The organism is Pantoea sp. RIT-PI-b (assembly GCF_001187905.1).
Classification (GTDB): Bacteria; Pseudomonadota; Gammaproteobacteria; order Enterobacterales; family Enterobacteriaceae; genus Pantoea; species Pantoea nemavictus.
In genome coordinates this window covers 359,954-378,358 of the sequence record NZ_LGIS01000014.1, presented here as the reverse complement: position 1 = coordinate 378,358, position 18,405 = coordinate 359,954, and the positions used below count along the sequence as shown (strand labels likewise).

Annotated in this window: 16 protein-coding genes; 3 read left to right on the top strand and 13 right to left on the bottom strand. The window is 53.3% G+C overall.

Annotated elements, in window-relative coordinates; translation table 11 throughout:
- Positions 1-457 precede the first annotated feature (457 nt).
- The 6 genes from dapB to ribF all read right to left on the bottom strand — a co-directional run bounded on the left by dapB (position 458) and on the right by ribF (position 7,190).
- A complete protein-coding gene (gene dapB, locus AC790_RS08140; RefSeq protein WP_007884960.1) occupies positions 458-1,273 on the bottom strand; it encodes a 4-hydroxy-tetrahydrodipicolinate reductase in 816 nt (271 codons plus the stop codon).
- 223 nt (positions 1,274-1,496) lie between these two features.
- Entirely contained in the window at positions 1,497-2,450 is a 954-nt protein-coding gene (gene ispH, locus AC790_RS08135) for a 4-hydroxy-3-methylbut-2-enyl diphosphate reductase (protein WP_007884958.1), read from the bottom strand.
- A complete protein-coding gene (gene fkpB, locus AC790_RS08130; protein ID WP_007884956.1) occupies positions 2,431-2,901 on the bottom strand; it encodes an FKBP-type peptidyl-prolyl cis-trans isomerase in 471 nt (156 codons plus the stop codon). Before fkpB ends, ispH begins: the two co-directional genes overlap by 20 nt.
- Positions 2,902-2,904: 3 nt before the next feature.
- The gene (lspA, locus tag AC790_RS08125; protein ID WP_007884955.1) at positions 2,905-3,405 is read right to left on the bottom strand and encodes a signal peptidase II; all 501 of its coding nucleotides are present in this window, start codon (positions 3,403-3,405) and stop codon (positions 2,905-2,907) included.
- Entirely contained in the window at positions 3,405-6,224 is a 2,820-nt protein-coding gene (gene ileS, locus AC790_RS08120; RefSeq protein WP_049851430.1) for an isoleucine--tRNA ligase, read from the bottom strand. The genes lspA and ileS overlap by 1 nt, the downstream gene beginning before the upstream one ends.
- 27 nt (positions 6,225-6,251) lie before the next feature.
- Complete coding sequence (gene ribF / locus AC790_RS08115) at positions 6,252-7,190, bottom strand: bifunctional riboflavin kinase/FAD synthetase (protein ID WP_007884953.1); 939 nt, start codon at positions 7,188-7,190, stop codon at positions 6,252-6,254.
- 318 nt (positions 7,191-7,508) lie between these two features.
- On the opposite strand from ribF, the gene rpsT reads away from it, so the two are divergent.
- Entirely contained in the window at positions 7,509-7,772 is a 264-nt protein-coding gene (gene rpsT, locus AC790_RS08110; protein WP_036619798.1) for a 30S ribosomal protein S20, read from the top strand.
- A 61-nt stretch (positions 7,773-7,833) separates the two neighbouring features.
- On the opposite strand, the gene nhaR is transcribed toward rpsT, so the two are convergent.
- The 4 genes from nhaR to dnaK form a co-directional block, all read right to left on the bottom strand.
- On the bottom strand, positions 7,834-8,727 hold the full coding sequence (gene nhaR / locus AC790_RS08105; protein ID WP_049851429.1) for a transcriptional activator NhaR: 894 nt from the start codon (positions 8,725-8,727) through the stop codon (positions 7,834-7,836).
- 34 nt (positions 8,728-8,761) lie between these two features.
- On the bottom strand, positions 8,762-9,940 hold the full coding sequence (nhaA, locus tag AC790_RS08100; protein ID WP_049851428.1) for a Na+/H+ antiporter NhaA: 1,179 nt from the start codon (positions 9,938-9,940) through the stop codon (positions 8,762-8,764).
- Between the two features lie 231 nt (positions 9,941-10,171).
- The gene (dnaJ, locus tag AC790_RS08095; RefSeq protein ID WP_007884949.1) at positions 10,172-11,305 is read right to left on the bottom strand and encodes a molecular chaperone DnaJ; all 1,134 of its coding nucleotides are present in this window, start codon (positions 11,303-11,305) and stop codon (positions 10,172-10,174) included.
- Between the two features lie 104 nt (positions 11,306-11,409).
- The gene (gene dnaK, locus AC790_RS08090) at positions 11,410-13,314 is read right to left on the bottom strand and encodes a molecular chaperone DnaK (protein WP_049851427.1); all 1,905 of its coding nucleotides are present in this window, start codon (positions 13,312-13,314) and stop codon (positions 11,410-11,412) included.
- Between the two features lie 298 nt (positions 13,315-13,612).
- Here dnaK and satP point away from each other — a divergent pair, with 298 nt between their 5' ends.
- On the top strand, positions 13,613-14,173 hold the full coding sequence (satP, locus tag AC790_RS08085; RefSeq protein WP_049851426.1) for an acetate uptake transporter: 561 nt from the start codon (positions 13,613-13,615) through the stop codon (positions 14,171-14,173).
- A 52-nt stretch (positions 14,174-14,225) separates the two neighbouring features.
- Here satP and AC790_RS08080 read toward each other — a convergent pair whose 3' ends face one another.
- From AC790_RS08080 to tal, 3 genes are all read right to left on the bottom strand, one after another.
- On the bottom strand, positions 14,226-15,536 hold the full coding sequence (locus tag AC790_RS08080) for an MFS transporter (protein ID WP_049851425.1): 1,311 nt from the start codon (positions 15,534-15,536) through the stop codon (positions 14,226-14,228).
- Positions 15,537-15,648: 112 nt separating this feature from the next.
- A complete protein-coding gene (gene mog, locus AC790_RS08075) occupies positions 15,649-16,236 on the bottom strand; it encodes a molybdopterin adenylyltransferase (RefSeq protein WP_049851424.1) in 588 nt (195 codons plus the stop codon).
- Between the two features lie 120 nt (positions 16,237-16,356).
- Positions 16,357-17,310: a transaldolase gene (gene tal, locus AC790_RS08070; RefSeq protein ID WP_007884940.1), complete on the bottom strand. Its 954-nt coding sequence runs from the start codon at positions 17,308-17,310 to the stop codon at positions 16,357-16,359.
- Between the two features lie 213 nt (positions 17,311-17,523).
- Here tal and yaaA point away from each other — a divergent pair, with 213 nt between their 5' ends.
- A complete protein-coding gene (gene yaaA / locus AC790_RS08065; RefSeq protein WP_007884939.1) occupies positions 17,524-18,300 on the top strand; it encodes a peroxide stress protein YaaA in 777 nt (258 codons plus the stop codon).
- Positions 18,301-18,405 lie beyond the last annotated feature (105 nt).

Sequence of the window (18,405 nt, the reverse complement as noted above, 5' to 3'; positions counted from 1 at the left end):
GGAATAAACAGTCACAATATTTGCATATTAATTCAAAAGCAGTGCCAGAATCAATGCAAAACCCGCCTGAGTACTCGAATTTTGGCAAATTGCGCGCATTCTAATGATCGACCCGCAGCTTGTCTACACCATGTGGCTATTTTTTTGTATATTTCGGGCAACTGAATGTTAAAAACGGGGAAAGGCGACAAAAGAGCGTGATAACTCGGAAAAATAATCGGTTGCCTGACGGCAATAATCACAAAATGGTGCTAGCACGCATAAATTTTTGACCAAATGGTCAAAAATGGACTTAAGCAGGCTGATAAACGCCAAAAAACCACGATAAATAAAGACTTCATAATCAATATACAACAAGATGGTTATTTATAGATAAAATAAAGGGCAATGAAAACATTGCCCTCGTCAATCAAGGTCTTACCGATTGAAATAACCACATCACGATGGTTCACAACACTCACAACATCGATAAATCCAGCACGTCACGCATGTCATAAAGGCCAGATTTGTTGTTCTTAAGCCAGCTTGCAGCCTTAACCGCGCCATTTGCGAAGGTCATGCGGCTGGAAGCCTTGTGGGTAATCTCTACGCGCTCGCCGATATCCGCAAACATCGCAGTATGTTCGCCCACGATATCGCCAGCGCGCACCGTAGCGAAACCGATGGTTTGTGCTTTACGCTCACCAGTATGGCCTTCACGGGCATACACCGCATGCTCGTCCAGCTTCCAGTTCATGGCATCGGCAATGGCTTCGCCCATTGCCAGCGCGGTACCTGATGGTGCATCAACTTTATGACGGTGATGCGCTTCTACAATTTCAATATCCGCGTAGTCACCCATCACTTTCGCTGCCTGCTGCAGCAGGTTTAGCACCAGATTGACGCCAACGCTGAAGTTGGCGGCAAACACGATACCAATCTCTTGCGCAGCCGCGCGAATCGCTGCTTTACCCGCCTCATCAAAACCGGTGGTACCGATCACCATCGCCTTTTTGTGCTGGCGGCAAAACGCCAGATACTCCAGCGTGCCTTCCGGGCGGGTGAAGTCGATTAAGACATCGAAATCATTGCTCACCTGATGCAGATCGTCGGTGACGATCACGCCGGTTTTGCCGACGCCCGCCAACTCCCCCGCATCAACACCCAACAGCGAGGAACCGCTGCGCGCCAGTGCGGCACCGAGCACGACACCTTCCGCCTGCTGAACGGCCTGAATCAAATTGCGTCCCATGCGACCCGGCGCACCAACGATAGCAATGCGGATTTCACTCATAATTATTCATTCCTGATACAAATCTATGCATATAAAGCGTAAACAGGTTAACGGTCCGATAACCGTCACGCCACAATAATAAAGGGATAATAAGAATTTTATGCCAGCCGCGAAACATTATCAGTAAAAGCAATCCCGCATGCTGGAAGTGGGATTTTAGGTGGCGACAGACAAAGAAAAGGCCGAACAATGTCGGCCTGATTTTTACTGTGGCGCGAAGCGCTTACTGCACGTTGCGTACGTCGACGCGCAGCTCTTTCGGTACTTCAAACACGATGTTCTCTTCGCGACCAATCAGCTCAATGGCTGCTTCTCCGCCGAGCTCACGCAAACGCTGGATTACCTGCTGCACCAGAATATCCGGCGCTGATGCTCCCGCGGTGACGCCGATGATCTGCTTATCTTTGACCCACTCTTCCTGGATGTCATCCGCTGAATCAATCAGCTTCGCCAGCTTGCCAGCACGCTGCGCCAGTTCCGCCAGGCGATTAGAGTTAGAGGAGTTTTTCGACCCCACAACCAGCACCACTTCAGCATCACGCGCCAACACGCGTACCGCTTCCTGACGGTTAGTGGTGGCATAGCAGATGTCATCTTTACGTGGACCGATAATTGCCGGGAAGCGCTGACGCAAAGCATCAATCACGTCCGAGGTATCATCGACGGAGAGCGTAGTCTGCGTCATAAAGCATAGATTGCGCTCATCTTTCACGTTCAGCTTAAACACATCTTCCGGTGATTCCACCAGATACATGCCACCGTTCGGATTACTGTATTGGCCCATGGTGCCTTCCACTTCGGGATGGCCCGCGTGACCAATGAGGATCGCTTCGACACCTTTGCGGCTGGCGCGCGCGACTTCCATATGCACTTTGGTCACCAGCGGACAGGTGGCATCGAACAACATGGTGAGATTACGTGCTTTGGCTTCGGCGCGAACCGCTTGTGAGACACCGTGCGCCGAGAAGATCAAAATCGCGTTGTCTGGCACTTCGGCGATCTCTTCAATGAAGATGGCGCCGCGCTCGCGCAGGCTGCTTACCACGTAGCGGTTATGCACCACTTCGTGACGCACATAGATGGGCGCGCCATACATCTCCAGCGCGCGCTCAACGATGCTGATGGCGCGATCGACGCCTGCGCAGAAACCGCGCGGGTTAGCTAACAGGATTTGCATCGTTGCCCTCCAGCACCGGATCAATCTCCAGCACTTCAATGTCGAACTGAATGCGTTGACCCGCTAGCGGATGGTTGAAATCCACGGTGATCGAGTCGCCGGAAACTTCACGAATCACACCCGGCATTTCGCTGCCGCCTCGACCGCTAAACAGCATGATGGCACCCACTTCCGGCTCGCCCGCATCGTTAAAGTCACGGCGCGAGAAGTACTGAACCAGATCCGGACTGGTGCCACCAAACGCATCTTCCGGTTCCAGCGTAAACGCGTGCTTATCGCCCACTTTACGCCCGATCAGCTGCTGTTCCAGCGCGCCCGACAGGCTACCATCGCCCAGACGGAACAGCGCAGGTTTGCCGTTGGCGCGCGTGGATTCAGCTGTCGAACCATCTTCCAGCTTCAGCGTGAAATGCACCAGCAACGCGCTATCGCGCTGAACTAAGTCTGTCATCTTTTATTCCTTAGCCGGTTTGCCGTTCGGGCTGAGAAAACCTTCCAACACCACCAGCGCCGCGCCGATGCAGATGGCACAGTCAGCGATATTAAAGGTCGCGAAGTGCCAGTCTCCGACATAGAAGTCGATAAAATCGACCACAAAGCCGTGATATGAACGGTCAAACAGGTTACCTAACGCCCCGCCAATAATCAGCGCGTAGGCAATATTGGTTAATTTGTTCGTGGCCGCATTGCGATACATCATCACCAGCAGCGCCACCACGATAGCAACGGCGATACCGGCAAAGAACCAGCGCTGCCAGCCGCCTTTGTCGGCCAGGAAACTGAACGCCGCGCCATAGTTGTGCGCGTAGAACAGGTTCAGGAACGGCATCAGCGGCTGCGTTTCATGCAGCATCATGTTGTTGATGATCCACATCTTGCTGCCAAAATCGATGGCGATCACCACCAGCACCAGCCACAGCCAGCGCAAACCAGTCGAAGAGAGCGCTTTACTCATCAGGCAAATTTCCGCTGTTCGCCATTGCCGGCGACGTTGGTGTAGCAACGACCACACACCGCAGCATGCTCCGGATTCTGGCCAACGTCAGTAGTGTAATGCCAGCAGCGCGGACATTTCTCACCTTCTGCTTTGTGCAGCGCAATTTTCAGACCTTTTAACAGCTCGCTCTGCTGCGCTTCATCGCTGGCCGTGGCGTAATCCGCTACGGTCGCACCTGAGGTTAGTAGCACAAAACGCAGCTCATCGCCCAGCGCCTGCAGCTTGGCTGCCAGCTCGGCATCTGCGTAAAGCGTGACCGTGGCTTCCAGCGCACCACCGATGCGTTTATCACTACGCGCTTGCTCAATGACCTTGTTCACTTCGCCGCGAACTTTCAGCAGGTCATCCCAATAAGCGTCGTTCAGCGCTTCGTTCTCCGCCAGACCAAACAGACCCTGGTACCACTCTTCGGTGAACACGTATTTCGAACGCTCGCCCGGCAGATAGCCCCAGATTTCGTCAGCGGTGAAGGACATGATTGGCGCCATCCAGCGCACCAGCGCTTCAACGATGTGCCACAGTGCGGTTTGGCAGCTGCGACGCGCCAGGCTGTCACCTTTCGCGGTGTACTGACGATCTTTGATCACATCAAGATAGAACGAGCCCATTTCGATGGAGCAGAAGTGCATCAGGCGCTGCACCACTTCATGGAAATCATAATTCTCGTAGGACTGCACGATATCCTGTTGCGCTGCCAGCGCGCGGCCGACCGCCCAGCGATCCACCACCACCATCTCTTCCGGCTTAACGCAATCGGTCGCCGGGTTGAAGCCAGCAAGGTTAGCCAGCAGGAAACGCGCGGTGTTACGGATACGACGATAGCTGTCTGCGGCACGTTTGAGGATTTCGTCGGATACCGCCATCTCACCGGAGTAATCGGTTGAGGCGACCCACAGACGCAGAATGTCCGCGCCCAGCTTATCCATCACGTCCTGCGGTGCCACGGTGTTGCCGATAGATTTCGACATTTTGCGGCCCTGACCATCGACGGTGAAGCCGTGCGTCAGTACCTGACGATAAGGCGCTTTGCCTTTCATCGCCGTAGAGATCATCAGAGAAGACATGAACCAGCCGCGATGCTGATCCGAACCTTCCAGATACATATCTGGCGTGTGACCACCAAACTCTGCACGCGCATCAACGACCGCGTAGCTGGTTGATCCGGAGTCGAACCAGACGTCTAAGGTGTCTGGCACTTTAACGTAGTGGTCAGCGTCGTCGCCCATCAGGTCACGCGGGTCGAGATCCCACCACGCCTGGATGCCGTCCTGCTCAACCCGTTTGGCGACTTTTTCCATCAGCTCCAGCGTATCTGGATGCAACTGCTCGCTCTCTTTATGCACGAACAGCGCCATCGGCACGCCCCACGTACGCTGACGTGAGATACACCAGTCTGGACGGTTAGCGACCATCGCTTCGATACGCGCCTGGCCCCAATCCGGGATCCACTGCACGCCTTTGATCTCTTTCAGCGACTGCGCACGCAGACCTTTCTGATCCATGCTGATGAACCATTGCGGCGTGGCACGGAAGATGATCGGCGTTTTGTGACGCCAGCAGTGCGGATAGCTATGCAGTAGTTTTTCAACGTGCAGCAGCGCACCTTTCTCTTTCAACAGCTCAACGATCATGTCGTTAGCTTTAAAGACGTTCACACCATCCAGCGTTGGATAAGTGCCTGGCAGATAGGCGCCGTCCGGACCAACCGGATTGGCGGTTTCCAGACCATATTTCTGACCGATGACATAGTCATCCGGGCCGTGGCCTGGCGCGGTGTGTACCGCACCGGTACCGGCTTCCAGCGTAACGTGCTCACCCAGAACCACTTTAGATTGGATCTGCTCAAGGAACGGATGCTGGAACAGCTGCAACTCCAGCGCAGCGCCGTTGCATTCGCCCAGCACTGTCCAGTCGCTAATGCCAGCGCGCTTCATCACGCTCTCAACCATCTCTTTAGCGAGGATCAGGCTGCGACCTTCAATCTGCAGCAGCTGGTATTCAAATTCCGGATGCAGCGAGATCCCGCGGTTGGCCGGCATGGTCCACGGCGTGGTGGTCCAGATAACCAGAGAAACCGGGCCTTCTGAAGCGGTGACGCCAAACTTAGCGCGTACTGCGTCAGCATCAACGGCATTGAACATCACGTCGATGGAGGGTGAGGTTTTGTCGTAGTACTCGACTTCCGCTTCGGCCAGCGCTGAGCGGCAATCCATACACCAGTGCACCGGCTTAGCGCCTTTGTGCAGATGGCCGTTGCCGATGATTTTACCCAGTGCGCGGATGATGTTGGCTTCTGTCTGGAAATTCATCGTCAGGTAAGGACGATCCCAGTCGCCTAATACGCCGAGACGGATGAAGTCATTTTTCTGACCTTCAACCTGTTCAGCCGCATATTGACGGCAAGCTGCACGAAATTCAGCCGCGCTCACCTTCTCGCCCGGCTTGCCGATCATCTGCTCAACTTTGTGTTCAATCGGCAAGCCGTGGCAGTCCCAGCCTGGAACGTACGGCGAGTCATAGCCCGCCATGCCTTTCGACTTAACGATAATGTCTTTCAGAATCTTGTTAACTGAGTGACCGATATGAATGCTGCCGTTCGCATAGGGAGGGCCATCATGCAAAATAAAGGTTTTTTTCCCTTTTTTGGCTTCGCGGATGATGCCGTACAGGTTGTCATCATACCAACGTTGCAGCATTCCCGGTTCGCGCTTGGCCAGATCGCCACGCATCGGGAACCCCGTTTCCGGCAAATTCAGGGTAGATTTATAGTCACTCATCAGATTCTCGATTCCGTATTTCGGTCATTAAACCGGTGTTTTTAGCCCAAAGAATTGGCGGGCCGTCACCACATCTTTCGCAATTTGTTCTTTCAACGCGTCCAGCGAAGCGAAACGCTGCTCATCGCGAATCTTCTGTTTCAATACCACGTCAATGTGGCGTCCATAGAGATTCATATTTGTGTCGAGCAGGTGAACTTCAAGCTGCTGACGTAAACCTTTTACCGTAGGACGCGTACCAATGTTGGCCACGCCCGGCAGCGGCTGCTCACCAAGGCCCAAAACTTCAACCGCAAACACGCCTTTAACCGGCGTAACGGTACGACGTAAAGGGAGGTTAGCAGTAGGAAAACCGATGGTGCGCCCAAGTGCATCACCGTGCACTACGCGACCTGAGATGCTGAACGGATGGCCCAGCAGCGCTTCGGCTTGCGCGAAATCATCCTGCGCCAGCGCCTGACGTACTGCCGTGCTGCTGATGCGCTTGCCGCTGTCACAGTAAGTCTGGGTACTGATGACCTCGAAGCCATACTCCGCACCGGCTTTCTGTAATAGCAGGAAATCCCCCTGGCGACCAGCGCCAAAGCGGAAATCATCGCCCACGGCAAGGAACTTCACGTTCAACTTGTCCACCAGCAATTCAGCAATAAAACTCTGCGCCGAATGCGCGGCGAAGCGGCGATCAAAACGCACGCACAACACCGCATCAACACCGGCTTGCTCAAGGTATTTCAGCTTTTCACGCAAACGTGTAAGGCGCGCCGGGGCTTTATCGCCGGCAAACAGTTCAAGCGGTTGTGGCTCGAACAGCATCACCACCACCGGCAGATTGCGTTGACGTCCTTCGGCAATCAGCTCCGCCATCAAAGCCTGGTGGCCGCGATGTACGCCGTCAAAATTGCCTATGGTCAGGACGCAGCCGCGATGCTGCTCTTTCAGATTGTAAATACCGCGGATAAACTTCATGGCTGACTCAAACCGGTGGAAATCGGCGGATTATACCCTTGAATGGCGTTTAGGTTAACCCGTATACGTGCCTTTCCTGCTTCTGGAGCGGCTTATTCCATGCGTGGCCAGTTGCTTAGCGAGGATCTGAAGATTTTTGCTGCGAAATACTGTATTCAACGCCGCGTTGCTGGTAGAATCCTGCGCCATCAATTACGTAATCGAGTGTTGTTTTTAAAACGACGCTTATTTGCACAAATCCATTGACATAAGAAGGCGCAAAAGGCATAGTCCTCGGCCTTTGATTTGTCCATATAGATCACATTTGGGAGTTGGACCTTGGCTAATATCAAATCAGCTAAGAAACGCGCCGTAACATCTGAGAAACGTCGCAAGCATAACGCAAGCAACCGTTCAATGATGCGTACTTTCATCAAGAAAGTATACGCGGCTATCGCAACAGGCGACAAAGCTGCTGCGCAGAACGCATTCAACGAAATGCAACCACTCGTGGACCGTCAGGCTGCTAAAGGTCTGATCCACAAAAACAAAGCTGCACGTCATAAAGCAAACCTGACTGCACAGATCAACAAACTGGCTTAATCGCCCGTCTGTTCATCGCTTTGTAAAAAGAACCGGCGCTTAGCCGGTTTTTTTATGCCTGTTATTCGCGGGTAAATAGCGCGCTGAAATCGCGATTGCAAATACGCTGTACGGCCGGATGCTGAATCATCCTTTCAGCAAAAATGACGTGATACTCCTCCATCACCGCATCCAAACGACCAATCTCCCTGATAGCATCATCACGATAAATGCCGTCGCCATAAAGCGTGGGAGCCACGAATATCGCGTTGTTAAGCGCGCCAAACGCCTTCATTAAGGCCGCATCATCAAACTCACCCAGAATCTCGACCTGCAAGCCCTGGCTGTGAATCCAGTTCAGCAATTTGCGCCCCAGCATCGAACGACGACCGGGGATCAGTAAGCGACGCTCTTCGAGGCAGGCGGGAAAAGGCTGCGCCGGTACAGGTGTGTTGCACCAGAAACTGATTGGACACTCGCCCAGCTTCACCGAAAACAGCCCTTCCTGCTGGGTAGAATCAATAGGACAATCGGAGAGGATCATATCCAGCTTATGTTGGCTAAGCTGCTCCAGCAGCATTTCGTGTGTCGATTCAAAGCAGCGCAAATGAATTCTCTCTTCTGCCACCACCGCCGCCTCAAGCACTTTACTCACTAACTGCTTCGATAGCGCATCCGCCACGCCGACATCAAACAGCAGATGTGACTCTTTGCGATAGTTAACGATATCGAGCATTTCCTGGCTCAGCATGAACATACGATCGGCATAACGAAATACCAGCTGCCCCAATTCACTGGGCACTAATCCGCGCCCCTGACGACGAAACAACACCCCGCCGAGCTGCTCTTCCAGTGCTTTAATTTGGCCGGTGACAGTTTGTGGCGCCAGGCACAGCACATCCGCTGCACGCACCACCGAACCGGTTTTACACACCTGCCAGAAATAGTAGAGATGATTAAAGTTGAGCTGATTCATTGGCAAAAAAGGAGACTTGCGCCTCCTTCCTCTATTAACGCAGTTTAATCCGCAGCAGCGTGTAACCAATTACCGCCGAGAGCAGTGAGCCGCTTAGAATGCCCAGTTTGGAGAAGGTCACCAGTTGCTCGTGGGCAGCATCAAAGGCCAGTGAGCTGATAAAGATCGACATGGTAAAGCCGATACCGCACAACACACCAATCGCCATGATATCGCGTATCGTGGTGCCCGCTGGCAGTACCGCCAGCCGCCACTTCACCGCCAACCAGCAGAACAGCGTAATACCCAGTGGTTTACCTATCAGCAAGCCCAGAATGATACCCAGCGGCTCTGGCGACAGCGCATCCATAAAGGTGATACCGCTCAGCGAAATCCCCGCATTTGCAAAAGCGAACAGCGGCAGAATCAGCCAGTTTACCCACGGCATCAAACCATGCGCCAAATGTTCGGCCGGTGAATGCCCGTTCTTCTCTTCCAGCGGTATAAAGAAGCCCACAACGACGCCCGCCAGGGTAGCGTGTACGCCAGATTTCAGCACCGCAGTCCACAGCACGATGCCGACCAGCATATAGATTGCGATGTTGCGTACGCCACAGCGATTAAGAATCGCGAGTAGCACAATGGCGCCCGCCGCTACGCTCAAGGACATCACAGACAGATCGCTGGTGTAGAACAGCGCGATAATCACGATGGCGCCGAGGTCATCAATAATTGCCAGCGCCATCAGGAAAACTTTCAGCGCGGTCGGTACGCGGCTGCCTAACAATGCCAATACGCCTAAAGCGAAGGCGATATCGGTAGCAGTTGGGATCGCCCAGCCATTACGTGCGATAGGATCGCCATGATTCAAGGCAAAAAATATCAGCCCCGGCACAACCATACCGCCGAGCGCAGCAATCACCGGGAAAATGGCACGATCGCGGCTAGCGAGTTCGCCGGTAATCAGTTCACGTTTCACTTCCAGACCGATGACCAGGAAGAACAACGCCATCATCGCATCGTTGATCCACAGCAGCAGGTCTTTACTGATATCTAATGCGCCAAAGCGAATCTGTACCGGTTGCGCGAGAAACGCTTGATAGCCTTGAGCGGTCTCCGCGCTGTTAGCCAAAATCATTGCCGCGACGGCAGCCAGAATCAGCACTAAGCCATTACTGGCATCGCTGGCAATAAAGCTTTTAAGTAAGCTTCGAATAGAACGGGGTTTGTTCACAACTCCTCCTGAGTAGAGACATTTGGCTGAGAAGTGTAGCGATTCAAACACCTCGTTAAAAGCAGCTTATGTCTCGTTTAATGCTCGATAATACCGAGCCTTTGCGATGACGTTTTTGGCGTACATCAAGTGATGGGCAAAATTGAGCATATATCAGGAGTGACGCGTGAGTGGCGAAACATAAAAAAAGCGGAGAGTTTCCTCTCCGCTTTTTAACCCTGCCCGGCAAACTTAACGGGTTAGGTCATCAAAGAATTTTTTTACGCCGTCAAAGAAGCTCTTAGAGCGCGGGCTATTTTTCTCACCGCCAGCACCGCCAAAGCTCTCCTCCAGTTCACGCAGCAGCGCTTTTTGCTTGTCGTTAAGGCTAACAGGCGTTTCCACCACCACACGACACAGCAAATCACCCACCGCGCCACCACGCACCGATTTCACGCCTTTGCCGCGCATGCGGAACAGTTTGCCGGTTTGCGTTTCAGAAGGCACTTTCAGGTTTACGCGACCATCCAGGGTTGGCACTTCTATCTCGCCACCCAATGCAGCCATGGCGAAGTTAATCGGCACTTCGCAGTACAGGTTGTTATCTTCACGCTCAAAGATCGGGTGTTTTTTCACCGACACCTGAACGTAGAGATCGCCTGCCGGTGCGCCGTGTTCGCCTGCTTCGCCTTCGCCGCTCAGACGAATGCGATCGCCGGTGTCCACGCCTGCAGGAATTTTCACTGACAGGGTTTTACTGCGCTCAACGCGACCGTGACCATGACAAGCATTGCACGGATCTTTGATGACTGAACCGCGACCGTGACAGGTTGGACACGCTTGCTGCACAGTGAAGAAGCCCTGACGCATCTGCACCTGGCCCGCGCCGTGACAAGTATGACAAGTCTGTGGTTTGGTGCCCGCTTTCGCGCCGCTGCCGTGGCAAACATCACACTCTTCCAGCGTAGGAATGCGGATCTCTTTGGTCACGCCGCGTACCGCTTCTTCCAGCGTTAGCTCCATGTTGTAGCGTAAATCGGCGCCACGTGAGGCACGCTGACGGCGGCCACCACCAAAGATATCGCCAAATACGTCGCCAAAGATATCGCTGAAATCAGCACCGCCGCCGCCGAAGCCACCGCCGCCACCCATACCACCTTGTTCAAAGGCCGCATGACCGTATTGGTCGTAGGCTGCACGCTTCTGCGCATCGGTCAGAATTTCGTAGGCTTCTTTGATTTCTTTAAATTTCGCTTCGGCTTCTTTATTGTCCGGATTACGGTCCGGATGGTATTTCATCGCCAGGCGCTTATAAGCCTTTTTGATTTCACGCTCATCAGCGGATTTAGAGACGCCTAAGATCTCGTATAAATCACTCTTAGCCATATTTGTTCTGCCCTTAACATGATCGCACGGGCGTGGAGAGATCTCCTACGCCCGTGCTGGTTTCAACGGCTGTCAGGCCAGCCGTCGCGCCCGGTCAGGGGCAATTATTTTTTGTCTTTAACTTCTTCGAATTCAGCATCGACAACGTCGTCATCTTTCTGTGCAGACGCATCGCCTGCATCAGCTGATTGACCTTGCTGCTGTGCCAGCTCCATCAGTTTGCTGGACACTTCCATCAATGCCTGCATTTTGGCTTCGATTTCAGCTTTGTCTTCGCCTTTCAGCGCCGTGTTCAGCTCAGTCAATGCAGCTTCGATCGGTGCTTTATCATCGGCAGACAATTTGTCGCCAGCTTCATCTAACTGCTTACGCGTGCTGTGCGAAATCTGATCGCCCTGGTTACGGGTCTGAACCAGCTCTTCGAACTTACGGTCAGACTCGGCGTTAGCTTCCGCGTCACGCACCATTTTTTCGATCTCTTCTTCGTTCAGACCAGAAGAAGCCTTGATGGTGATCTTCTGCTCTTTGCCGCTGTTTTTGTCTTTCGCCGACACGTGCAGGATACCATCCGCATCGATATCGAAGGTGACTTCGATCTGCGGCATGCCGCGCGGTGCAGACTGAATACCGTCGAGGTTGAACTGGCCCAGTGATTTGTTATCACCAGAACGCTTACGCTCACCCTGCAGCACGTGAATGGTCACGGCAGACTGATTGTCTTCAGCCGTCGAGAACACCTGGCTGTGCTTGGTTGGGATAGTGGTGTTCTTGCTGATCAGCGACGTCATCACGCCACCCATGGTTTCGATACCCAGCGACAGCGGGGTAACGTCCAGCAGTAGAACGTCTTTTACTTCACCCGCCAACACGCCACCCTGAACCGCAGCACCTACAGCAACCGCTTCATCCGGGTTCACGTCTTTACGTGGCTCTTTACCAAAGAACTCAGTGACTTTGGCCTGAACCATTGGCATACGCGTTTGACCGCCTACCAGGATGACATCGTTAATGTCAGAAACTGACAGACCGGCATCCTGCAGAGCGACTTTCAGCGGCTCGATAGAGCGCGCAACCAGATCTTCAACCAGTGATTCCAGCTTCGCACGAGTCACTTTAATGTTCAGGTGCTTAGGACCGGTCGCATCCGCCGTGATGTACGGCAGGTTAACGTCGGTCTGCTGCGCTGAAGACAACTCGATCTTGGCTTTCTCTGCGGCTTCTTTCAGACGCTGCATTGCCAGTGGATCGTTGTGCAGATCGATGCCCTGATCTTTCTTAAACTCTGCCACCAGATAGTTAATCAGACGGCTATCGAAGTCTTCACCACCAAGATGGGTATCACCGTTGGTTGCCAACACTTCAAAGGTTTTCTCGCCATCAACTTCATCGATCTCAATGATTGAGATATCGAAAGTACCACCGCCCAGGTCGTAAACAGCGATGGTGCGGTTGCCCTGGCCTTTATCCAGACCGTAAGCCAGTGCCGCTGCGGTTGGTTCGTTGATAATACGTTTTACTTCCAGACCCGCGATACGGCCGGCGTCTTTGGTTGCCTGACGCTGTGCATCGTTGAAGTAAGCCGGTACGGTAATAACCGCTTCAGTTACTGCTTCACCGAGGAAATCTTCCGCAGTTTTCTTCATTTTTTTCAGCACTTCAGCAGAGATCTGCGGCGGTGCCATTTTCTGGCCTTTAACGTCCAGCCATGCGTCGCCGTTGTCAGCGCCGATGATTTTGTAAGGCATGATTTTAATATCACGCTGTACTTCTTCGTCCTGGAAGCGACGGCCAATCAGGCGCTTAATCGCGAACAGGGTATTCTGCGGGTTGGTCACAGACTGACGTTTAGCCGGTTGACCAACCAGAGTTTCGCCATCCTGTGCATACGCAATGATCGACGGCGTGGTGCGATCGCCTTCGGCGTTTTCCAGCACGCGCGCTTTACCACCATCCATAACCGCAACACATGAGTTGGTTGTACCCAAGTCAATACCAATAATCTTACCCATCTAAACATCTCCCACTTAAATTCTTTGCCAATTAGGGTTGTGAAACAGAGATGCGGTCAAACTGACCACTTTCAACTGCTGAAGCAGGCTTTTTTTGCTGCCTCACAACGCTCGATGACAAGTAAATGGGGCCGGTTCGATGCGCATCAAGGGTTAAAACTAAAAAAAATTTCATTCTCTGGTCGATTAAGATCAAAGTTGGCCAAAAACAGGCCGCTTATTATGCAGCGCCACGCGGCCCCGGCGGCTTACGTGGCTAAAAAAACTAACAACATTTAAACGCTGCTTCTGAGGAATTATGAGCAACACCACGCTGGCGAATCCCGCCCCGTTGGGCCTGATGGGATTTGGTATGACCACCATCCTGCTTAACTTACATAACACCGGCCTGTTCGCTATGGATGTGATCATCCTGGCAATGGGCATCTTTTACGGTGGCATCGCGCAGATCTTTGCCGGGCTGCTGGAGTATAAAAAAGGCAATACCTTTGGTTTGACCGCGTTCACCTCGTACGGCAGCTTTTGGTTAACGCTGGTGGCAATTCTGCTGCTGCCAAAGCTTGGGTTAGCGTCCGCAGCCGACGGCCACTTCCTTGGCGCCTATCTCGCACTATGGGGCATTTTCACTGCATTCCTGTTCTTCGGCACGCTGAAGTCACCCAAAATGCTGCAGTTCATCTTTGCTAGCCTGACGCTGCTGTTTGCCCTGCTGGCGATAGGTCATTTGACCGACAACGCGGGCTTGCTGCGTTTTGCCGGCTGGATTGGCATCATTTGCGGATCGAGCGCCTTCTATCTGGCGATGGGCGAAGTGCTGAACGAGAAATTTGGCCGTACAGTCTTGCCGATCGGCGAGTAAATGTGGCGAGAGAAGAAAAACAACGCGGAGCCTATTGGCTCCGCGTTGTTTATTATGACGAGTGCAGCGACATATCCAACTGCGCATGCTGTTGACGGCTATCGCGCCACAGCCAAATCCCCACCATGAAACCAATGCCTGCCAGCGCCAGCACATACCACGCGGGTGCCATCGGCGTCAGGCTCATCATCAGCGTGACGCTAATCGGCGTCAGTCCGCCAAAAATCGCGTAAGCCACGTTGTATGAGAACGAGATGCCGGTAAAACGCACCGCGGCTGGGAACGCGCGCACCATGACAAACGGCACCACACCCACCACGCCGACGCTCAAGCCCGCTAAGCCATACCAAACAAACAGCATTTCGGGCGTGCTACCTAATTGATGGAAGAAATTCCAGCTACCCATCGCCAGCAGTAATGAACCGACCATCAGCGACCGCGCTGCGCCGAAGCGATCCACCAGCCATCCGGCGATAACGCAGCCCAGCAGCAGCATAATGGTGGCGAAACTGTTGGCTTGCAGGCTGAGCGCCGCGGGGATACCGTGCTGTTTCTGCATCAGCGTCGGCGCCATCAAAATCACCACCACAATGCAGGCTGACAGCAGCCAGGTAAGCAGCATCGAAATCACAATGCCGCGCTTGTGGCTGGCGAGAATAGTTTGCAGCGGCATTTTTTCCGCCAGCGCTTTACGCTGCTGCATCTGCTGGAACACCGGCGTTTCGTGCAGCCAGCGGCGCAGATACATCGCCAGCAGGCCAAAAATCCCGCCAAGGAAGAACGGAATACGCCAGCCGTGATCGCGAATGGCAGCCGGTGAAAGCGTGGTATTCAGTACTGTTGCCACCAGCGAACCCAGCAAAATGCCGGCAGTTAAACCGGCTGTCAGCGTGCCGCAGGCGAAACCGATGCGTTTCTCAGGAACATGTTCGGCAACAAACACCCACGCGCCGGGTACTTCACCGCCGATGGCCGCCCCCTGCAGCACACGCATCAGCAGCATCAACAGCGGCGCGGCAATGCCAATGCTGGCATACGTTGGCAGCGCACCCATCGCCAGCGTGGGCAGCGCCATCAACAGAATACTCAGGCTAAACATCTTCTTGCGGCCCACTTTGTCACCAAAGTGCGCCATGATAATGCCGCCTAATGGGCGCGCCAGATAGCCGGCGGCAAAGATGGCGAATGTCTGCACCTGCCGCAGCCATTCAGGAATGTCGGGCGGAAAGAACAGTTCGCCAATCACCGCGGCAAAGAAAACGAAAATAATGAAGTCGTAGAATTCCAGCGCCCCACCAAGGGCGGCCAGCGACAGGGTTTTGTAATCCTGTCCGTTGAGTCGACGCGTTGCGTGCGTATCCATAATCCAGCGGTATCCAGAGGCTAAACATACGTTATGTAAAGATTGGATTACTATACCGTCAATATTTAGCCACACCAGCGCCGCTAGATTTTATGCCTGAAAACGCCGTTTTTTAGTTATTTGTCTCACGACGGGCACTTTTAGGGCGAAAAGCTGCTACCACTGCATCATGCGTTTCAACATACGGCCCTTCCAGAAGCTGTAAACAATAAGGTACAGCGGCAAAAATCCCCGGCACGTTGACCGTTCCATCTTCCGCTTTCACGCCTTCCAGCGTCTCTTTAATCGATTTCGGCTGGCCCGGCAGATTCAGGATCAGCGACTGCTTGCGAATCACACCAACCTGACGAGACAGAATTGCCGTTGGCACGAATTGCAGGCTGATTTGGCGCATCTGCTCGCCGAACCCGGGCATTTCCCGATCGGCGATGGCGAGCGTGGCATCCGGCGTCACATCACGTCGTGCTGGCCCGGTGCCGCCGGTGGTAAGCACCAGATGACAGAACAGCTCATCGACCAGTTCGCAGATCGCCTGCTCAATCATCGGCTGTTCATCTGGCACCAGACGCGTTTCGATTTCAAATGGCGTGACAAGCGCGGTGGCGAGCCAGCTCTCTAACGCCGGAATGCCCTGATCCTGGTAGATGCCGTTGGCAGCACGATCGGAAACGGAAATTAATCCAATACGTAAAGTATCCATAGAGTTATCGCTGTGGTTGGCTGCATGGCAGCAAATAGCATGAGATGTAAAAAGGATAATACAAGAAGCGAGGGAAAAACGTAAAACCGTGACAGCGGGTCGCTGCCACGGCATATCACCTTACAGCAGTTCGGCGATCATCTTCTCAAGTTTGCCCTGATCGATGGCAAAGTTGCGGATACCTTCAGCCAGTTTAGTCACGGCCATTGGATCCTGGTTGTGCTGCCAGAAGAACTCAGCTTCAGTCATCTTCGCTGGACGCGCTTTCACTTCGCCGCTGTAGCTCAGTTTGCGTTCAACCGTACCTTCGCTCTCCGCCAGCTCTTTCAGCAGACCCGGAGAGATGGTCAGACGGTCACAGCCAGCCAGTTCGATGATTTCGCCGACGTTACGGAAGCTGGCGCCCATTACCACGGTTTCATAACCGTGCTGCTTGTAATAGTTGTAGATTTCAGCCACAGACACCACGCCTGGATCTTCGTGTGCTGCGTACTCTTTCTTATCAGTGTTCTGCTTGTACCAGTCGAGGATACGGCCCACAAATGGTGAGATCAGGAACACGCCCGCTTCGGCACATGCACGCGCCTGCGCGAAGGAGAACAGCAGCGTCAGGTTGCAGTTGATGCCTTCTTTTTCCAGCTGCTCAGCTGCACGAATGCCCTGCCAGGTTGAGGCCAGCTTGATCAGGATACGGTCATTGCTGATGCCAGCATCGTTGTACAGTTTGATCAGGCTACGCGCTTTAGCGATGCTCGCTTCGGTGTCATAAGAAAGGCGCGCATCAACTTCAGTCGAAATGCGACCTGGGATCAGTTTGAGAATTTCCAGACCAATGTTGACGGCCAGCTTGTCTGAAACCAGCGCCAGCTGATCTTCTTTGTTGCTGCTCTGCTGACGTGCCCAGCTAATGGCTTCGTCAATCAGTTTGCGGTATTCAGGGATTTGAGCGGCGTTGAGAATCAAAGAAGGGTTCGTGGTAGCGTCCTGCGGCTGATACAGTTTCATCGCCGCGATATCACCGGTGTCGGCGACCACAGTAGTCAGCTGACGCAAGGAAGTAAGTTTGTCCGTCATGGTTCTCTTTCTCTTAGGTTGACTGTCAGGGTGTAAAAGGCTGTTGCGATAATATCACGCGCAAGTGACGGCGCAACACCACGAAGTGCCCTTTACGATAGCGCTAACAAATGGCAGTGATTTGCCGATCTCTGCGGCTTTTTTGCTACACTCCCTGCGACATTTTTCCCTTCAATTCCCTGATAAACCTGCGGGTCAACGAGGACGTAAACGATGCTGATGGTAATCTCGCCAGCGAAGACACTGGACTATGAAAGCCCGCTGGCGACCCAACGCTTTACCCAACCGGCGCTGTTAGAAAAATCACACCAATTAATTGACGTTGCGCGCGATCTTTCACCGGCGCAAATCAGCTCACTGATGAGCATCAGCGACAAGCTGGCGCATCTGAATGCCGAGCGTTTTAACCAGTGGCAGCCGCCCTTCTCGCTGGATAACGCACGTCAGGCGATTCTGGCCTTTAAAGGCGATGTGTATACCGGTTTGCAGGCAGAAACCTTTAGCGATGGCGACTTTGAGTTTGCCCAGCAGCACTTGCGCATGCTTTCCGGCTTATATGGCTTGCTGCGTCCGCTCGATTTAATGCAGCCCTATCGTCTGGAGATGGGGATTAAGCTGGCGAATCCGGCCGGGAAAGACCTTTACGGCTTCTGGGGCGATCTGCTGACAGAGAAGCTCAACGAGGCGATTGCTGAGCAAGGCGATGAAGTGCTGATTAATCTGGCATCCGATGAGTATTTCAAAGCCATTAAGCCGAAGAAACTCAATGGCGAATTGATCAAGCCGGTGTTCCTCGATGAGAAGAACGGCAAGTTTAAAGTCATCAGCTTCTACGCCAAAAAAGCGCGTGGTTTGATGAGCCGCTATGTGATTCAGAATCGCCTGACCAAGCCAGCGCAGTTGAAGAAATTCGATGTGGATGGCTACTTCTTTGATGCGGCAGAAAGCAAAGATAACGAGCTGGTGTTTAAGCGCCGCGAGCAGAAATAGTTTAGCAAGCGCTGCCCTGGATTGTGCTCGCTGCCCCCCTCCTCGGTCCTCCCCCATAAATGGGGGAGGAAGATGCTGCAATATGTGAGTTTGGAAGCTGCATGT